Origin of the sequence: Microbispora sp. NPDC049633, assembly GCF_040675265.1 — a bacterium.
GTDB lineage: Bacteria > Actinomycetota > Actinomycetes > Streptosporangiales > Streptosporangiaceae > Microbispora > Microbispora maris.
Genome location: NZ_JBFAOO010000020.1, coordinates 13,378 through 31,328 on the forward strand (window position 1 = coordinate 13,378; position 17,951 = coordinate 31,328).

Annotated in this window: 13 protein-coding genes, 1 tRNA gene and 1 pseudogene; 8 read left to right on the top strand and 7 right to left on the bottom strand. The window is 70.2% G+C overall.

Annotated features, from left to right (window positions below):
• Window positions 1–199: 199 nt before the first annotated feature.
• Window positions 200–682 (top strand): annotated as a pseudogene (gene mptB, locus AB0J39_RS08050) (polyprenol phosphomannose-dependent alpha 1,6 mannosyltransferase MptB); the annotation flags it as partial.
• 571 nt (window positions 683–1,253) lie between these two features.
• Here the strand turns inward: mptB and AB0J39_RS08055 are convergent.
• A complete protein-coding gene (locus tag AB0J39_RS08055; protein WP_363462695.1) occupies window positions 1,254–3,668 on the bottom strand; it encodes a hypothetical protein in 2,415 nt (804 codons plus the stop codon).
• A gap of 65 nt (window positions 3,669–3,733) precedes the next feature.
• Here AB0J39_RS08055 and AB0J39_RS08060 point away from each other — a divergent pair, with 65 nt between their 5' ends.
• The 4 genes from AB0J39_RS08060 to serS all read left to right on the top strand — a co-directional run bounded on the left by AB0J39_RS08060 (window position 3,734) and on the right by serS (window position 7,867).
• Window positions 3,734–4,987 carry a glycosyltransferase 87 family protein gene (locus AB0J39_RS08060; protein ID WP_363462696.1) on the top strand — a complete coding sequence of 418 codons (1,254 nt, stop codon included), beginning with the start codon at window positions 3,734–3,736 and terminating at the stop codon, window positions 4,985–4,987.
• 22 nt (window positions 4,988–5,009) lie between these two features.
• On the top strand, window positions 5,010–5,438 hold the full coding sequence (locus AB0J39_RS08065) for a DUF4446 family protein (protein WP_363462697.1): 429 nt from the start codon (window positions 5,010–5,012) through the stop codon (window positions 5,436–5,438).
• 204 nt (window positions 5,439–5,642) lie between these two features.
• Complete coding sequence (gene pheA, locus AB0J39_RS08070; RefSeq protein ID WP_363462698.1) at window positions 5,643–6,563, top strand: prephenate dehydratase; 921 nt, start codon at window positions 5,643–5,645, stop codon at window positions 6,561–6,563.
• A 38-nt stretch (window positions 6,564–6,601) separates the two neighbouring features.
• A complete protein-coding gene (gene serS, locus AB0J39_RS08075) occupies window positions 6,602–7,867 on the top strand; it encodes a serine--tRNA ligase (RefSeq protein ID WP_363462699.1) in 1,266 nt (421 codons plus the stop codon).
• 443 nt (window positions 7,868–8,310) lie between these two features.
• Here serS and AB0J39_RS08080 read toward each other — a convergent pair whose 3' ends face one another.
• Window positions 8,311–8,514 (bottom strand): cold-shock protein, encoded by a 204-nt coding sequence (locus tag AB0J39_RS08080; protein WP_041952879.1) that lies wholly within the window; start codon window positions 8,512–8,514, stop codon window positions 8,311–8,313.
• A 240-nt stretch (window positions 8,515–8,754) separates the two neighbouring features.
• Here AB0J39_RS08080 and AB0J39_RS08085 point away from each other — a divergent pair, with 240 nt between their 5' ends.
• Window positions 8,755–9,552 (top strand): HAD family hydrolase, encoded by a 798-nt coding sequence (locus AB0J39_RS08085; RefSeq protein WP_363462700.1) that lies wholly within the window; start codon window positions 8,755–8,757, stop codon window positions 9,550–9,552.
• A 19-nt stretch (window positions 9,553–9,571) separates the two neighbouring features.
• Here the strand turns inward: AB0J39_RS08085 and AB0J39_RS08090 are convergent, their stop codons facing one another.
• Window positions 9,572–10,099, bottom strand: a complete 528-nt coding sequence (locus AB0J39_RS08090; RefSeq protein ID WP_363462701.1) for a bacterial proteasome activator family protein — start codon at window positions 10,097–10,099, stop codon at window positions 9,572–9,574.
• 124 nt (window positions 10,100–10,223) lie between these two features.
• The gene (locus tag AB0J39_RS08095; protein WP_363462702.1) at window positions 10,224–11,186 is read right to left on the bottom strand and encodes an NAD(P)H-quinone oxidoreductase; all 963 of its coding nucleotides are present in this window, start codon (window positions 11,184–11,186) and stop codon (window positions 10,224–10,226) included.
• Between the two features lie 447 nt (window positions 11,187–11,633).
• On the opposite strand from AB0J39_RS08095, the gene AB0J39_RS08100 reads away from it, so the two are divergent.
• Both AB0J39_RS08100 and AB0J39_RS08105 read left to right on the top strand, forming a co-directional pair.
• A complete protein-coding gene (locus AB0J39_RS08100) occupies window positions 11,634–13,811 on the top strand; it encodes an AAA family ATPase (protein WP_363462725.1) in 2,178 nt (725 codons plus the stop codon).
• 100 nt (window positions 13,812–13,911) lie between these two features.
• A tRNA-Ser gene (locus AB0J39_RS08105) sits at window positions 13,912–14,000 on the top strand.
• A 265-nt stretch (window positions 14,001–14,265) separates the two neighbouring features.
• Here AB0J39_RS08105 and AB0J39_RS08110 read toward each other — a convergent pair.
• The 3 genes from AB0J39_RS08110 to AB0J39_RS08120 form a co-directional block, all read right to left on the bottom strand.
• Window positions 14,266–15,516 carry a hypothetical protein gene (locus AB0J39_RS08110; protein ID WP_363462703.1) on the bottom strand — a complete coding sequence of 417 codons (1,251 nt, stop codon included), beginning with the start codon at window positions 15,514–15,516 and terminating at the stop codon, window positions 14,266–14,268.
• Between the two features lie 112 nt (window positions 15,517–15,628).
• Window positions 15,629–15,988, bottom strand: coding sequence for a hypothetical protein (locus AB0J39_RS08115; protein ID WP_363462704.1), 360 nt, complete (start codon window positions 15,986–15,988; stop codon window positions 15,629–15,631).
• A gap of 1,033 nt (window positions 15,989–17,021) precedes the next feature.
• The gene (locus tag AB0J39_RS08120) at window positions 17,022–17,561 is read right to left on the bottom strand and encodes a hypothetical protein (RefSeq protein WP_363462705.1); all 540 of its coding nucleotides are present in this window, start codon (window positions 17,559–17,561) and stop codon (window positions 17,022–17,024) included.
• Window positions 17,562–17,951 lie beyond the last annotated feature (390 nt).

The window sequence follows — 17,951 nt, forward strand, 5'->3', positions numbered from 1 at the left end:
CGGCCTGTCGATCCACCACACGATCACGATCGGCGCCCTAGGGCCGTCCGCGATGGTGCCCGCACTGCCCGGACGGCCGTGGCAGCCTCCCTACTCCCTCGGCCTCGCGCCCGGCGGCCACCTCGTCGTCGCCCTGGCCGCCGCGGCGCTCGTGCTCGGCGCGATGGGCCTGGCCGCCGGTCTCGCGTACCCCGACCGGATGCCGCGGGCGCGCACGCTGGTCGTCGCCGGGTGCGCCGCCGCCGTGGTCCTCGCGTTCCTGCCGCCCTCCGGGTCGGCTGATCACCTCAACTACGCGGCGTACGGCCGGATGGCGGCCCTCGGCCTCGACCCGTACGTGACCGTGCCCGCCGACCTTCCCGCCGATCCCGTCGTCGGCCGGGTGGAGGAGTGGACCAGGACACCCAGCGTGTACGGCCCGGTCGCGACGGCCGTGCAGGCGCTGGCAAGCCACGCGGGAGGCGAGTCGGTCCGGCTGACGGTCTTCGTGATGGCCCTGGTCAACGCCGCCGCGTTCATCGCCACCGGCCTGCTGCTCCACCGGTCCGCCGCCGGCGACCCCGTACGGCAGCGCCGCGCGGCCCTGCTGTGGACGGCCAACCCGCTGGTCGTCTACGAGCTCGTGGCCGGGATGCACCTCGACACCGTGGCCATCGCGTTCGTCGTGGCCGGGCTGACCGCCCGCAGGGGTGTGCCGCTCGGCCTGGGCGTCGCGGTCAAGGCCACCGTGGGCCTGGTGGCGCTGGGCACGGCGTGGGAGCTGCGCAGGAACCCGCGGCGGCTCGCCCTGGTCGCCGGGCTGGCGGCGCTGACCGTGCTCGTGGCCTATCTGCTGGCCGGGCCCCACGCGCTCGACCAGCTGCTGAACGCCAGCAAGTCGGTCTCGCTCGCCACGCCGTGGAAGCTCGCACAGAGGGCGCTGCAGGCGCTGTCCGGCCCCGGAGCCTACCGGGCGTGGATCCAGGCCGGGTCGCTGCTCCTGCTGGCCGTGCTCGCCGTCCTCCTGCTGCGGGGACGCCCGGCGGCGGACCGCGAGGGGCCGGTGGTCGCCCTCGCCGTCGCCGTGGCCTGGTTGTTCGCCACGCCGTACGCGCTGCCCTGGTACGACGGGCTGGGGTTCGCGCTGCTGGCCCTGGTCGCCTGGCCGGGCCTGGAGGCGTTCCTGGTCGCCCGGCTCGCCGTGCTCTCGCTGGCCTACCTGCCCGCGCGCCAGGCGGATCAGCCGCGCGACCTGGGCTGGCTCGTCGACGTGGTCAGGGCCTGGGTGGCGCCGTCGCTCCTGCTGGCGCTGACGATCGCGCTGCTGTGGTGGGCGGCGCGGTCTGCAGCGCGCGTACGGACGCCGCGAGCGCCAGCGGCACCGCGACCGTCAGGGCCATCGCCGGGATGGCGATCCCCGAGTCGTTGATCAGGAACCCGGCGAACGCCGCGGTCAGCGCGCCGATCAGCCCGGCCCGCAACTCCGGGACCCGTTCGTACGCCAGGCTGAGCGCGGAGGCGCCCCACCGCGACGGCCGGGCCAGCACGAGGAACAGGAACGCCAGCGCGACCAGCGACAGCAGCGTCAGCGGCAGGTTGCCCAGCGTGTGGAGCATCGCCCCGAGCTTGCGCCCGACGACCGAACCGCCCTCGCCGGTGACGAGCTGCTGGACGAAGGCCCCCAGGTGGGTACGCCGGTCGGCGGGCCGCAGCCAGTCGAGCACCGCGATCAGCGCGATGAGCACGACCCCCGCCACGGCGACCAGCCCGAGCCGGAGGACCGACACCCGCCCGCCCGCGGCCATGAGCACGCACACCGCGACGCCCAGCACGAACGACGGCACCCCGCCGAAGTCCGCGCCCCACGTCGGCCAGCCGTCCCCCGCGATCGCGAGCAGGCCGTACGCCGTGCAGACGGCCACGGCGAGCCTCGGCCGGCGGCGCAGCGCGTGGGCGACGGCCGCCAGGAGCAGGATCGTGCCCGTCGAGTAGACGGCGAAGGCCATGTTGCCGAAGCCGTAGAACCGGCCGCCGGTCACGGGCTCGTACCCGGCCACGGCGTTCACCTGCAGCCGCGAGCCCGTCACCACGTCGGCGAGGAGCGCGAGCGAGCTGACCGCGGCGACCACGGCCGGCGGCCCCAGTAGGTGGCGGCGCCACGGCCCGGCGTACGCGAGCCCCGCCACCAGGCCCGCGAAGGCCAGGATCGTGCCGAGCAGGGCGGGCATCGGGTGCGCGAAGCCCCACCACGGCACGAGCTGCGCCAGGAAGATCGACACCGGGAGCGCGCCGCTGACCGTCGCCACCACCCGCGTGGTGGTGAGCATCCTCCGGTGGCGCCTGACCACGACCGCGGCCAGGGCGTAGAAGAGCAGTTGCGCGGCGACCAGTGTGATGAAGAACGGCTCCCTGACCTCCCGGAGCATCTGGCTCGCCAGGTCGGCGTCGGCGAGTTCGCGGGCCGCCTCGGCCACGGGCGGCATCGCGTCGTCGCCCGTCCAGGCCCTGCCGACCGCGCCCTCGGGAGTGGGGACCCCGAGCAGGTGGGTGACCGTCGCCGTGACGTCGGTGATCGTGACCAGCGCCCGCTGCCGGGTCGAGGCGGCGGTCAGCCACCCGTGCCCGTACGGCCCGCCCGCGGCGATCGCGACGTGCAGGTGGGCGGTGGAGCCCTCGCCGCGGCCGGGGGAGTCGGACAGCCCTGCCACGAGCACGGCCGAACCGGCGGGCACCTTGGCGAGCACTTCCGCGACGGTCCGGTCGGCCGCGTTCACGGCCGCCCGGCGCGCCTGCCCGCCGTTTCCGGCGCCGGTGATCTCCCCCGCCTCGGCGACGACGAGGGCGTACGGCGTGAGGTCGGGCAGCGCGGCGGGCGTCGCGGCGTACGTCGCGACCCTGCCGGAGGAGTCGGCGGCGGCCAGAGCCGCCCCCGGGCCGATGGCCGCGATCCGTCCTCCGGCGGCGGTCACGGCGTCGGCGAGGAGCCCGAGCCGGGCCTTGAAAGGGCCGGCCTGCTGCACGGCGACCAGTTCGGACCAGTCCGGGATCGTCGCCGTGCCGCCGGCGGCGCCGACGGGTCCGGGGAGCGGCGCGCAGCCCGGGCCCGGAGCCCCCGCACGCTGGCCCGCGGACACCGTGAGCCATCCGGCGGCCGGGCAGGTCACCGGCAGCCCTTCCGGAGGGACGGCCCTCGTGGACAGCGACCCGCTGGAGCCGCGACCGGCCAGATCCCACAGCGCTGGCGTCCGCCGCGGGTCGAGGTCGTCCCAGCGGAGCCCGGGCACCCCGATCAGCACGACCCGGCCCGTCACCGTGGCTTGTCCTGCGGCGGTGGCTTGTTGTGCGGCGGTGGCCTGTCCTGCGGCGGTGGCGTGCCCCGAAGCCGACGCGGGGGCGGCGGGCAGGACGAGGGCCGCGACGAGGAGCATCAGCAGCGACGCGAAGACCTTCGCAAGCGCACCACGCCGGGCGCCGGGACGGCCGGGCACGGCCGGCGCGCGGCGACGCCCGGCCGTGGTGGTCTGGGCCGTGGTGGTCTGGGCCGTGGTGGTCTGGGCCGTGGGGACCCGGGCCGTGGTGGCTTGGGCCGTGGGGACCCGGGCCGTGTTCGAGGGCCACGGCGAGCCGCCCGGCCGGCCGGAGGCCCGGATCGCCGGGCCCGCCGGACCCGGTGCTGAACCAGGTGGCACTGTCGCGCGCTCCCTCGTGATCGACGACGCTGTGGCCGCGGTCCTCCACGGTAACCTGCCTAATCATGACGACTGGCCGGATCGCCGGGGCCCGCCGGCTCGCCTGGGCATGGGCGCTCGCCCTCGTGGCGGTGGCCGCCGCGGCCGCGCCGCTGATCGCCTACTGGCTGACCAATCCGGAGGACCAGCGTCTGGTGGACCTGGACGTCTACCGTACGGGCGGCTGGGCGCTGCTGCGGGGCCTGCCCGTCTACGACGTGATCACGCCGGCTCCCCAGCTGCTGCCGTTCACCTACCCGCCGGTGGCCGCCATGCTGGCGGTGCCGCTCGCCCTGATGTCGTGGCCGGTCGCTCAGTGGGTGTGGACGGCCGCCATCGTCGCCGTCCTCGCCGTGACCGTCCGGCACGCCTTCCGGGCCTTCCTGGACGGCGTGCGCGGCGCCCTGGCCGCGCCGCTGCTGTTCGCCGTGCTGTGCGTCGCGTGCACGTATCTCATGCCGATCAGGGACCAGTTCAGGTTCGGCCAGGTGGATCTGTTCCTCCTGGCGTTGTGCCTGCTGGACTGCGTGGCGCGCAGGCCGTGGTGGCCGCGCGGGATGCTGATCGGCCTCGCGACCGCCGTGAAGCTCACTCCCGGCGTGTTCCTCGTCTACCTGGCGATCACCGCGTTCCCGCCCCGGGAGGGCGACACGGCGCAGCGCAGGGCCTTCCTCATGGCGGTGTTCACGGCCGCCCTGCTCACGCTGCTGCCGTTCCTGGTGATCTTCGACGACGCCCGGGACTTCTGGTTCGGGGCGCTGCTCGACTCCGAGCGGCTGGGCGCCAACGCCGCCACCACCAACCAGTCGCTGCGCGGCATGCTGCTCAGGCTCTACCTGCCCGGCTGGCTGACCTCGGTCGCCTGGCTCGCCGCCGTCGCCGCGATCGGCTGGTACGGCTTCCGCCGCGCCCGCCGGGCCCACCTGGACGGCGACGTGACGACCGCGGTGGCGCTCACCGGGCTGATGGCGGTGCTGCTGTCGCCGGTGGCCTGGATCCACCACATCGCCTGGGTCGTGGTCGTGCTCGCGGCCCTCGCGGGCTCCGGGCGCGATCCGGTCCGGCTGCTGGTCGCGGCGGGCGTGTGGCTGTTCTACGTGCTGCCCATCCCGTGGTGGGGAGTGGCGCTCAAGGCGCTGGAGATCCCCGTGCTCAGCCCGGTAGCGGGCAAGATCGTGCAGAACGCGTTCGGGCTCGGCGCGATCGGCCTGGTCTGGCTCCTCGGCTCCTGGCTGCCGCGACGGCGGACCGCTGTCGCCGTTCCCGCTGCGGCGACTTGACCGGCTCATTACGCTCGGTGCCGTGCTGGTTACCGTTGTGGAAATGGCCGGGGTCCTGGCGGGTGCGACCGGTGTGGCCGTCGGTCTGATCGCGCTGCGGGCCGCCCGCCGCAGCGTGCGGGAGTGCCTGGACGTCCTCGCCCGGCGGGCCGTCGTCGAGGGCGTCGAGGGCCAGGTGGACAGCAGGGCGATCCGCGACGTGGCGTTGTACCGGTACGACGCGCTCGACGAGATGACCGGCAGGCTGTCGTTCTCGGTCGCGCTCATCAACGGCTTCGGCGACGGGATCGTGCTGACGTCGATCAACGGACGCACCGAGACCCGCACGTACGCCCGTGCCGTACGCGGGGGCAAGGGAGTGCAGCCGCTGTCGCCGGAGGAGGAGCACGCGGTGTGGGCCGCCAGACTCGGCATCGGGCCCGAGGCCGAGCCGCGCCGCGTCCCCCGCTGACGCACGGCGCCCCCCGCTGACGCACGGTGCCCCCCGAGGGCGTGCCGCGTCCCCCACGGGCGTACCTGCCCCCCGCTGACGCGGCCTTCCCCGCTGACCGGCGCCGATGTGGGCCGTCCCCAGGGCAAGCGTGATCGTGGAGTTTGTCCACAGGGAGCGTTTTTCGCATGCTCGCCACACGAACCTGCGGATACTCTTGAGGACATGTCGAAGCTCGCGTACCTGGGGCCTCAGGGCACCTTCTGTGAGGCGGCCCTGCGACTCCTGGAGCCGGACGCCGAGCGCCTGCCCTGCGCCAACGTCGGAGCCGCGCTCGACGCCGCCCGCGACGGCGAGGCGGACGGCGCGGTCGTCCCGCTGGAGAACTCGGTGGAGGGGGCGATCACCCAGACCCTCGACGAGCTGGCCGGGGGAAGGCCGCTCCACATCACCGGCGAGTGGCTGCTTCCGGTCGAGTTCTCCCTGCTGGTGCGGCCCGGCACCGAGCTGGGACAGATCAAGCGGGTCATCACCCACCCGGCGGCCCACACCCAGTGCCGTGGATACATCGAGCGTGAGCTGCCCGGCGCCGTCGTGGTCGCGGCGTCGTCGACGGCCGCCGCCGCGCAGGAGGTCGCCTCTCCCGAGTCTCCGTACGACGCGGCGATCAGCCCGGCCATCGCCGGGGAGTACTACGCGCTCGACGCCATCGCCTCGGACATCGGCGATCGCTCCGACACCGTCACCCGGTTCATCAAGGTGAACCGCCCGGGGCGGCTGTCCGAGCCCACCGGAGCCGACCGCACCTCGCTCGTGGCCTTCCTCCGCGACGACCACCCGGGCGCGCTGCTGGAGATGCTGAGCGAGTTCGCGGTCCGCGGAGTCAACCTGACCCGCATCGAGTCGCGTCCCACCGGGGACGGCATCGGCCGCTACTTCTTCCACTTCGATCTCGAGGGCCATATCGCCGACGCCCGCGTCGGGGAGGCCGTCGCCGGCCTGCACCGGCTCTGCGACGACGTGCGCTTCCTCGGCAGCTATCCGCGCGCCGACCGGGTTCTCACGCAGATCAAGGAGGGTACGGCGGACGCGGACTTCGCCGAGGCCGCCGACTGGCTCGCGAAGATCCGCGCCGGTCGCGCTTGACGGGCGGAAGCCACACCGGCTCCGGTAGCCTTTGAGCCGTGATTGACCTGCGAACCCTTCGTGAGGACCCTGACCGGCTCCGGGCGTCGCAGCGCGTCCGCGGCGAGGACGATTCGGTCGTGGAGACCCTGCTGTCGCTCGACGAGCGCCGCCGTGCCGCGCTCAACAACTTCGAGTCGCTGCGCGCCGAGCAGAAGAGCATCGGCAAGTCGGTGTCCCGCGCGTCCGGAGACGAGCGCCAGGCGCTGCTCGACCGCGCGAAGGAGCTGGCCGCGCAGGTGAAGGCGGCCGAGGGCGAGGCCGCCGCGCTGGCGAGCGAGCTCGACGAGCTGCTCATGACCGTGCCGAACATCGTCGAGGAGGGCGCGCCGGCCGGCGGCGAGGACGACTACGTGGTGGTGGAGGAGGCCGGCGAGAAGCCGGTCTTCGACTTCGAGCCCCGCGACCACGTCGAGCTGGGCGAGCTGCTCGGCGCGATCGACACCGAGCGCGGAGCCAAGGTCTCGGGCGCCCGGTTCTTCTTCCTCAAGGGCGTCGGCGCGCGGCTCCAGCTCGGGCTGCTGAACATGGCGATCCAGCAGGCCGTCGAGGCCGGCTTCACGCCGATGATCACGCCCGTGCTGGTCAAGCCCGAGGCGATGGCCGGCACCGGCTTCCTCGGCGCCCACGCGAGCGAGGTCTACCGGCTGGAGGCCGACGACCTCTACCTGGTCGGCACCAGCGAGGTGCCGCTGGCGGCCTACCACTCCGACGAGATCCTCGACCGGGCGTCGCTGCCGCTGCGCTACGCCGGATGGTCGTCCTGCTTCCGCCGCGAGGCCGGGTCGTACGGCAAGGACACCCGGGGGATCATCCGGGTCCACCAGTTCGACAAGGTCGAGATGTTCTCCTACTGCCGCCCGGAGGACGCCCACGAGGAGCACCTGCGGCTCCTGGCCTGGGAGAAGGAGATGCTCGAGAAGGTCGAGCTGCCCTACCGCGTGATCGACGTGGCGGGCGGCGACCTCGGCTCGTCGGCGGCGCGCAAGTACGACTGCGAGGCCTGGGTGCCCACGCAGGGCCGCTACCGGGAGCTGACCTCGACCTCCAACTGCACCGACTTCCAGGCCCGTCGCCTGAAGGTGCGGTTCCGGGACGAGGACGGCAAGCCGCAGCACGTGGCCACCCTCAACGGCACGCTCGCGACCACCCGCTGGATCGTGGCGATCCTGGAGAACCACCAGCAGGCCGACGGCTCGGTGGTCGTGCCCAAGGCGCTGCGGCCGTACGTGGGGCTCGACGTCCTGGAGCCGCTGTCCCGCTGACGGGCCGTCCATCGAGGACCTCCGGCGTGGCGGGCGACCGCCAAGTCCGGAGGTCTTCGTGTCTCATCGTGAGAAAGTCCTGGCCGCGGCGATTCGCGCGGGACACCGTCGGCCCTGCTGCCGGAAAGTGCGGCCGAAAGCCCCAGAGAGTGCGAAACGCCGCCCTTGGCGGTAGGGCCGTCAGGTGTGATGTAAATCTCTCAGTTCGGACGGGATTTGCGCGTGGAGAAGGCCTCGCGAGTGAAACTTTCATGCGCGGAGGTCTTTCGGCCGTCCGGGCGACCTCGACCGCTCCGCGCGCGGCCGGCCGGGCTCGGCTCCCCTCTGGGGAGGACTCGGCTCAGGCTGTGGGGGCTCGGCGGCGCCGCTCTGCCCGGTCCGGACACCCCCGGGCACGCGAAAGGCGGGGCTCGCCAGGCGAGCCCCGCCTTCGTCGCGTCAGGTCAGAGGCCGCGGACGTTCGAAGCCTGCGGACCCTTCGGACCGGCGATGACCTCGAACTCGACCCGCTGGCCGTCCTCCAGGTTGCGGTAGCCGCTGCCCGTGATCGCGGAGAAGTGCACGAACACGTCGGGCTCGCCGCCGTCCGGTGCGATGAAGCCGAAGCCCTTCTCAGCGTTGAACCACTTGACGGTTCCCTGAGCCATTACTGCTCTCCCTAAGGAAGTGAATCTTGGGGACCACACCTCGTGGACCCCGGGTGTGTCGCACAGCTCCCCGGGTGGCTCATACAGTCAAACTGGTTTTCGCTACGGGAACAGCTAATACAACGCCTTCACATCTAACACTATGTAGCCCGTTGGTGTTCCACGTCTGGGGGAGATTTCTCGCCCGGGGGGCGGCCGAGGACATGCCATGGCATATCTCAGTGCACACTGGAACCTGTCATGACCTGCCCCCGCCTCGTCGCCACAGACCTCGACGGCACCGCTCTGCGCACCGACGGCACGATCTCTCCTCGTACGGCCGCGGCCTTCGCCCGGGTGGAGGAATCGGGCGGCACCCTCGTCTTCGTCACCGGGCGGCCACCGCGGTGGATGCACACCGTCGCGGGAGCCGTACGGCACCGCGGGCTCGCTATCTGCGCGAACGGCGCGCTCGTGTACGACCTCCACACCGAGGAGATCGTCGAGTCGCACCTGATCGCGTCCGACGTCCTCGAAGAGTGCGTCGCCCGCCTGCGGCGGCATGTGCCGGATCTCACGTTCTCCGTCGAGTACGAGGGGGGCTTCGCGCACGAGGCCGACTACCCGCTGGGCGGGTGGGACGCCCGGGAGCTGTCCTTCGGCCGGAAGCTGGCGATCTCGGCGCTGACGGCCCGGCCGTGCGCCAAGCTGCTCGCGCAGCATCCCTCGATGGACCCCGACGAGTTGCACCGCGGGGTGGTGGAGATCGTCGGCGACATCGTGACCCCGACCCACTCGAGCGGGCGGGCGCTGATCGAGATGAGCGCGCACGGTGTGACGAAGGCCACGGCGCTGGCCACGCTTGCCGATGAGCGGGGGATCAAGCCCGCGGAGGTGGTCGCGTTCGGTGACATGCCGAACGACCTGCCAATGCTGACGTGGGCCGGCATCTCGTACGCGGTGGCGAACGCCCACCCCGACGTGCTGGCCGCCGTCGATCACGTGACGGCGGCCAACAACGACGACGGTGTGGCGGTCGTGCTCGAGACCCTGTTCTGAGTCCGCGCGTGCGGGGGTTCTAGAGGTAGGGGCCGCCCGCGCGGTGGCCCTGGTCGTCCTGCGCGGCCTGGCCCATACCGCCGGGGAGTGCGCGGCGCATCTGCTCAAGCTGCGCCCGGGCGGCCATCTGCTGGGCGAACAGCGTGGTCTGGATGCCGTGGAACAGGCCCTCCAGCCAGCCGACGAGCTGGGCATGCGCGACCCTCAGCTCCGCGTCGCTGGGCGCGGTGTCGCTATCGTCGGCGAACGGCAGGGACAACCGCTCCAGCTCCTCCACCAGTTCGGGCGCCAGGCCCTCCTCGAGCTCCTTGATGGAGCTCTGGTGGATGTCCTTGAGCCGCTTGCGGCTGGCCTCGTCGAGAGGGGCCGCCCGCACCTCCTCCAACAGCTGGCGGATCATGCTGCCGATCCGCATCACCTTGGCGGGCTGCTCCACCAGGTCGGCGACGGACCGCTCCTCGTGCTCGTCCTTACCGTTGCCGCCGGAGACCGAAAGGCCCTGCGGCCCCACGACCACGATCTGCGGCGTGCTCTCGTCTGCGTTCATCGATCGCTTACAACTCCTGATTCGCTCCGCTGGGGCACACCGTGCCAGGTCGTACCTGCCGGATCACGGCCCTGTCATGCGACGGACAGCTTCGTCAGGCACTCCCGACCCGATCCAACCTAACTCACCTGACCAGCAGGAGTTTGCCGACGTGTTCCCCTTCTTCGAGCGCCTGGTGGGCGCGGGCGGCCTGGTCGAGGGGGATCCGCTCGTGCACCACGGGCCGTACGGACCCGGCCGCGACCAGCGGCCAGACGTTGTCGACGACGCCGCGGCAGATCACGCCCTTGTCGTCGGCCGGTCGGCTGCGCAGTGCGGTCGCGTGGACCGCCGCCCGCTTGGCGAGCAGCACGCCGAGGTCGAGCTCGCCCTTCGTGCCGCCCTGCATGCCGATGACGACCAGCCGCCCGCCGGTGGCGAGGGCACGAAGGTTCCCCGGCAGGTACTTCGCGCCCATGATGTCGAGGATGACGTCGGCCCGGCCCTCGAACCGCTCGGCGAAGTCCTCCTCGCGGTAGTTCACGGCCTCGTCCGCGCCCAGCTCACGGCACCGCTCGATCTTCTCCGGCGAGCCCGCCGTCACCAGCACGCGGGAGCCGTACGCCTTGGCGAGCTGGATGGCCATGGTGCCGATGCCGCTCGCGCCGCCGTGGACGAGCAGGGTCTCGCCCTTCCTCAGGCGGGCGGTCATGAACACGTTCGACCACACCGTGCAGGCGACCTCGGGAAGGGCGGCGGCCTCGTCCAGCGCGATCCCCTCCGGCGCCGGCATCACCTGCTGCCAGGGGACCGCGACCCGTTCGGCGTACCCGCCGCCCGCGAGCAGGGCGCAGACCCGGTCGCCCGGCGCGAGGTGCGGGACGTTCTCCCCGACCTCTATGATCACTCCGGAGCACTCCAGTCCGGGGATCTCGGAGGCGCCGGGCGGCGGCGGGTAGAAGCCGCGGCGCTGGAGCAGGTCCGCCCGGTTGACGGCCGACGCGGCGACGTCGATGACCACCTCACCTGCGGCGGGACGCGGGTCGGGCACTTCCTGCCAGGCCAAAACCTCAGGTCCGCCGGGTTCGGAAATCACTATCGCACGCATGTGACCTAAAGTAGCGTGGCACAGAACTCGGCGGTTGCCCGTATTCACCGGGTTACGTGGCGCTAATCTGCAATGTGTTTGCTACCCCATTAGCCCAGCCCGAGGGGGTACACGGTGGCGAGACATGATCGCGAGGATCCCCATTCTCTCGAGGACCAGCTCGCGTGGCTCGACGCGATCAAGGAGATGCCCGACGAGGTGGAGATAGCGGTCAGCGCTGTCACCTCCGCCACCCTTGCCTCTCCACAGCCGCCGCCCGCCGACCCCGAGTCCGCCTCCCCGTACCCCGCCGACCCCTGGAGCCTCGTCCCGTCCGAGCCCGCCTCCGGCGGGCTGCTCCGTGGCGCCGCCGACAGTGCGACCGGCTCCGCGTACGGTGCCCCGTCGCGGGAGGACGCGGAGACCTTCGAGAGCTCGGAGGCCGGCGAGGCGTCCGCCACCAGTCCCATCCGGGAGTCCACCTTCGGTGGCTATTCGGGCGTCTTTGGGTATGAAAGTGGCGAAAAGTCCGGATTTGGGTATGGTGCCGAATCGGGCTACGGCGAGACGGCCTTCGGTGACGGTGGTTTCCGTGACACCGGCCTAGGTGATTCGGGCTTCGCCGACTCGGCTTTCGGCGACACGGCCTTCGTGACCAGGCCTCAGCCCTCGTCTACCGAGGAGAGCGAGGACGCGCCGGCCGAGCGCCCGGCCGCTGGCGATGCCTCCGAGAAGGGCACCGATTCCGGCTCGGAGACGTCCGCCGCGTCGACCGGGCCCGTCAGCGCCCCGTCCTTCGAGACCTCCTACGGTTCGGCGTCCGAGTCGTCTTACGGCTCGCCGTCCGAGTCGTCCTACGAGCCGGCGTCCGAGTCGTCCTACGGCCAAGCGCCGGATCGATCGGCCGCGTCGTCCTTCGGTTCGTCAGTCGACGCGAGACCGGAGCCCTCGGAGGCGACGGCGGAGTCGCCGAGCGGCGACCGGGAGCCGGACGACGACGGCCACTCCATCCCGCCGCCGGGCGGTTCCTCGGCCTACACGACCCCCCTGTTCGGCGAACGAGGCTTCGGCGGCGGCGTCATCCCCGGCTCCCCCGCGGACACCGACTCCTACAACGTCGGGGCCTTCTCCGGCAGCGAGACCGTCAAGCCCTACGCCCCGTCGGCCTCCGACGAGCCGTCTCCATCGCAGGAGCCTCTGCGGGGTTGGCTGGAGCCGGCCGTACCCGTGCCGCCCTCGCAGCAGGAACGCGCCACCGAGCCGGAGGAGCCTCCCGCGCGGCCCTTCGGCCCTGAGCGGCCCTTCGGCCCTGAGCGGCCCTTCGTTCCCGAGGGGCCCTTCGGCCCTGCGCGGGCCGAGACCGCGCCTGACTTCACGGACGACCGTTTCACCGGCTCGCTGCGGGAGGACCTGGCCGCCGAGGAGCGGAAGCCGTACGAGCCGGGTCCTGTCGCGGCGCCCGCGCCCGTGCCGTCACCCGCGCCCATGCCCGCGCCCGAGCGCACGTCGGCGCCGAGCCCCGCACTCGAGCAGGCGCCCACCGTGGAACGCGACGCGGTGGAACGTGACGCGGTGGCGGAGCGGGAGGCGTACCAGACCGCGCGCCGCCCGGCTCCTCCCGTTTCCGCCTTCAGCTCGCCGGCGCGTACGACAGGGTCGAAGGCGGGGTCCAAGCCGACCGCCGACAGCCTCGACCCGGTCACCCTGCTGAGGGGGCGGAGGAACACCCCCGCGACGGGCTGGCGGCGGCTGGTCTACAAGGCGTCGGCCGGACTGATCAAGCCGGGCGAGGCCCCGGAGGTGCGGCGGCGCCGCGAACTCGTGCAGCGCGCCCGCACGCCCGTCGCCACCGGCCACCACCGGGTCGCCGTGCTCAGCCTCAAGGGCGGCGTGGGCAAGACCACGACGACGGTCGGCCTCGGCGCCACGCTCGCCCAGGTGCGCGGCGACCGCGTCATCGCCGTCGACGCCAACCCCGACCGTGGAACGCTCTCCGACAAGGTCGAGCTGGAGACGGCGGCCACCGTACGCGACCTGCTGAACGAGCGCGCGCAGATCAAGCGGTACGTCGACATCCGGGCCTTCACGTCGCAGACGCCCTCGCGACTGGAGATCCTGGCGTCGGACCGTGACCCGTCGGTGTCGGAGGCGTTCAGCGCCAAGGACTACCACGCGGTGGCGCAGGTGCTGGAGAACTTCTACTCCATCTGCATCACCGACTGCGGCACCGGTCTCCTGCACTCCGCCATGTCGGGCGTGCTCGGCATGGCCGACCAGATCGTGCTGGTCAGCTCGCCGTCCGTGGACGGCGCCCGCGCGGCCTCGGCCACGCTGGACTGGCTGGAGGCGCACCACTACGGCGACCTCGTCCGGGCCGCCACCGTGGTGTTGTGCAGCGTACGGCCCCGGTCGAAGTCCACGGTGGACCTCGACAAGCTGGAGGCCCACTTCGCCGCCCGCTGCCGCACCGTGGTCCGGGTGCCGTACGACCCCCACCTGGAGGAGGGTGCGGAGATCGACCTGGACCGGCTCCAGCAGACGACCCGGGACGCCTACCTCCGCCTGGCCGCCAGTGTGGGCGACGGCTTCGCCGGCCCGCAGGCGCTGTCCGAGCGCAGGTTCTCCGAGATTCCGGACCACCTGTAGGCGACTGGCAGGGCGGGAATGATCTCTTTCGCGGTCGCGGTCACGCGCCTGCGGGTGAGGGGCTAGGCTGCTGCGTGGCGCTTCCAGCGCGGGGCGCCGGGGAGAGCTCGCCTAGTGGACGATGGCGGCGGTCTTGAAAACCGCTAGGCCGGGTGACCGGTCTCGTGGGTTCGAATCCCACGCTCTCCGCTCAACCAGCCAAAACGGCGTCTGACCAGCAGGTTTGCTCGGTTCAGACGCCGTTGATCATTCCGGCCGTGCGCAGCCATACGCCACCCTGAGCAGCCCTCGGCCGCTGTCTGCGGAATATGCGCGGAATGATCTTGGGTGTGTTTTGGCAGGCCACCCGGTTGCGGGAGGGCGCCTCGGCCACTCCCACAACTCTCCTGAGCGTGATCACTAGCACCTTGGCTACCTTGTCCGACGGACGCCAGGACCGAGCGATTGCTCGGCCTCACTGAGCGTTTACGTACGCCATGAGCTCATGCCGGAGGGTGGTCAGTGCCTCCACTGCCCGTGCCCGCACCGCATCCCATGCGCCGCCCCAATTCGGCGGGGCGTCATAGATGCCCAGATCACGGAGTTTTGCCGTCAGACCCCCGCCTTCGGTGATGCCGTGTTGCTCCGCGTTACGCGCCTGGCGGATCGTGCGCAGAGTCTTGATAGCCCTGTCTACTGCCGCATGCTGTGCACGATCCAGGTGGTAATGCAGACAGTCCTCAATGCGGTTGAGGCTTGCCTTCAGCTTGTCTTTGTCCTTCTCTAACTCTTCTTCCGAACGCGGCTTCAAATAAAGATCGTCTACCTTGATGCGATCGATCAGGTCGGCCAAGTCGCTGATGCGTGTCTCGAACTCGGCTCGCGTAGTGCAGCGCAGCGACAACGCGGCCGGCGTTGCTACCGTGCTCAACGACAGCAGCGGCTTCTTCTTGTCGAATGCAAGACGCCACACGGCATCCAACACGTCGAACGCTTCTGCCAGTTCGAGTGGTGAGACGGGCGGTGCATCCGGTGGCTCGACTGCCACGATGCGTTGCCAGCATCCATGCCCCCCAGCACGACATCCATCCACGTTGCGCACCTCGTTCATGCCTCTGTCGCATAGAGCGTCGACGACGTGGCGCTCGGAAATCCTTGATGCACCACTTATGAGGGCCGTCACTCTTGGATGCATGAGATGGGAGCAGATGATTTGGGTACCAGGCAGCGCGCAGCTTTGGCATAGAGGTCTACTGGTAGGAGCGGCATTGCGCCCGTTAACCTTTCCTACCCCTGATGCGTCCTTGGCGATCGCCGCCGTGCAAAAGAGATCACGCTGCATGCGCATTTGGTAGTCGCACGCCTTATGCTCAACAAGCGCAAGTAGTTGCGGTACGTCGTCAGTGGTCAGGCGCCATACGTCAGAAGATCCGGCGGGCCCGCTACCAGCGCTCAAGTACTCGGTGACGAACTGCTCTAAGCGATCCACTCCATACCGAACGAGCGCGTGACTAATAACCTGATTCGCCGCGTCCGTCGATAGTCCCCGTCGTTCAAGTTGCCGGATGGCGTTGATGCTGCCCTCGAAGGACAGTTGCACCCACACCTTGAATAGCAGCTCGTCGCCCATCTCAGCTTGCAGGCATGGCACGAACGGATGTAGGTCTTCGATGCCCCCCGGCCTGTAGGGCATCTCGCCCACGTAACTGATAACCGCCTGGGGCATGGCGCACACTCCTTTGCATGCGGCGGCGTTCGCCTGTACGGCTTAGGCGGTGGCCGGGGGAAAGGGCAGCCAATTAGGCTATCAGGCATGAGGCTGTCCTGGTCGAACGATGCTACGAACCGTCACTCGGATGCTCGGCTTCGTCCATCTCGTGGCGTGACCAGTTGCAGGCCGTGCACCGCAACAGGCCGCGGCCCTGCGCATCCGCTTCTGCCAGCTCCTTGTAGTTTTCTCTGAATGTGACACGTCCACACGGGTAGCGGGCAGAGTGGTAGCTAGTCACAGCCGGACCTGTGGTTAGGCGCATCAGAACCTTGAGCTGTCCGGCCGTCTTGATCTTTGCGGCTATCTCTCGCTTGATTGCACGTTCTTCGCGTTCCAAGGCCGCTAGTGCCTGCTTAGATTTCCTGACGTAGTCCTCGTGCAGTCGCTGCAGCTTAGCTCTCAACTCGGCGATCCCGGCGTCTGGCACCCTTGATCTCCTATTAATCGCTAGTCGAACCTAGTAGGTGTTAACCCTACGCACCCAACGGCATCCATGTCCCGGGAACGGATCAAGTACTGCGGGCGCTGTCCGAATAGCGGCAACGTCGGCAGGGCGGTTGAAGGGACATAACACGAACCGGACGTCGCGTCAGGGAGGAGCGGACCCCCGGCCCTCTTGCAGAGGCCCGTCCCCTGCCCTGATTACGAGTTCAGAGCGAGGTCAATTCTCTGGTTGGCGATTTTTGCGCCGCCTGGCGTAGACCTTGAGCAGGACGTCTACCTCATGTCCTGCCGTTCGGCCGCATCAGGGGCTGAGACTCCGGCGTTGAGCCAGAGGCTTACGGCAGCGTGACGCAGGTCGTATGGCCGGGCGGCCAGTGGGGAAACCACCTGTTCGGGGGGCAGCGCCAGGGCTCGCGCCGCCTTCCAGGTGTGACAGTATGTCCCAATCGAGATCACGCCGCCGCGTGACGTGCGAAATAGGCGCCCGTCGTCATGAACGCCGAACTCCTCGATGTGCTCGCGAAAGGGTGGTCACCAGCTCAGGTGGGATTGGGACGGGTCGGCCCTCGTCCTGAGCGCGATGCTTGAGCCCTCGATCGTCGTGAGCTTCTCCGCTGTTCGTCCACTTCTTGTTGGCCTGGGGCTTCGACTTGGCGAGGATCAGACGCCCCCAGCCGGTCTCTGGAAGATAGCAGTCCTGCTTACGGAGACCGAGGGCCTCCGCGGGGCGTAGGCCGGCGAAGTAGAGACAGGCGAAGAAGGCCCGAAGATGACGCCCTCGGTCGAGGCGGCCCATGTAGGTGACCGCAGTCAGTAGCTCGCGCGCCTGCTTCGGGTTGACCACCACGCGCCGATCAACCACCTCACGCACCTTCGGCGGCTTCCACGCCTTGACGCTTGTCGATGGGGTTGGCTGGCAACTCTTCCAGGTCCACCGCGTACTGAAGGGCGTTGTAGAAGACTGAGCGCTTGCGCGATAGTCGTGGGCGCAGCTGCTCCGCCGTCGAGTCGGAGCGTCAGCGCGTCGAGGCCGAGGCGTGCATTGCGGACTTTGGCCAAGTCAGCAACGGGGAGGGAATGGCACGCGAGCCAGGCGAGAGCCGTACGGATGTCGTCCGGTTGAGCGAGGTCGCGAGACGACGGGGGAGTGCGTATTGCCGGAGCGCTTCCCGCAGCACCAGGAGATCCGGCGCGTCGGGTGCGTCCTCCACCACGAGGGCCGGGGTGACCCTAGCGAGGGCGTCAGTCAGGCTGCCCCGCGTCTTGGCTGCCGCATGCGGCCATTTCATGTCCACGTAGGCCAGAGCGAACGAGTACCACGTCACGGCGTTCTTGACCTTCAGCATCGACACGGGCAGTCCCGTCACCATGTCGAATGCCTCACCGTTCTTGGCGGCCTGGCGAAGGTTGGAAAGGAAGCTTTCCGCCAGGGCCTTTGTCCTCAGCGTCTTCGACTTCTCGCGCCCGCCTACCTTCCACCGGACCACGTAGGAGGGCGTCTTGCTGGAGGCGTTGCGACGGATGTCCCAGAACTTCACGTCATAGCTGGTGTTCACGCGGCCCTACCTTTCTGAGTGCGAGCACGCTCCGGTTGGTGTAGAAGATCGGGGTGTGCGAACGAGGCAGGGATGGCTCTCACGCTGGCTGCCCTCGATGGCAAGGGAGGCTCGGCCCCCTGCCTCGTCGCTTCTCCTTGACCGCTGATTAGGCACTGCGATTGATCGCTATGTAGGGCATGGACGGCGAGGAGAGGCTGCATGGCAGTGACGGGAGAGGAAGGAGTGGCATGGCCGTCGCTGTGGGGATCGACGTCTCCAAGGAGTTCCACTGGGCCGAGATCAAAATCGCTGAGACCGGGAAGGTGCTGCTCAGCCGCCGCTTCGACAACACCCCTGGTGCCATTGGCGAGCTGATCGAGCAGATCACCGTCGCGCAGGCCGAGCACG

Excerpts from the sequence above, each read along its gene's own strand:
- AB0J39_RS08095 (WP_363462702.1), bottom strand. The coding sequence starts at position 11,186 with ATGCGTGCGATAGTGATTTCCGAACCCGGCGGACCTGAGGTTTTGGCC.
- AB0J39_RS08090 (WP_363462701.1), bottom strand. The coding sequence starts at position 10,099 with ATGAACGCAGACGAGAGCACGCCGCAGATCGTGGTCGTGGGGCCGCAG.
- AB0J39_RS08060 (WP_363462696.1), top strand. The coding sequence starts at position 3,734 with ATGACGACTGGCCGGATCGCCGGGGCCCGCCGGCTCGCCTGGGCATGG.
- pheA (WP_363462698.1), top strand. The coding sequence starts at position 5,643 with ATGTCGAAGCTCGCGTACCTGGGGCCTCAGGGCACCTTCTGTGAGGCG.
- AB0J39_RS08110 (WP_363462703.1), bottom strand. The coding sequence starts at position 15,516 with ATGCCCCAGGCGGTTATCAGTTACGTGGGCGAGATGCCCTACAGGCCG.
- AB0J39_RS08085 (WP_363462700.1), top strand. The coding sequence starts at position 8,755 with ATGACCTGCCCCCGCCTCGTCGCCACAGACCTCGACGGCACCGCTCTG.
- AB0J39_RS08080 (WP_041952879.1), bottom strand. The coding sequence starts at position 8,514 with ATGGCTCAGGGAACCGTCAAGTGGTTCAACGCTGAGAAGGGCTTCGGC.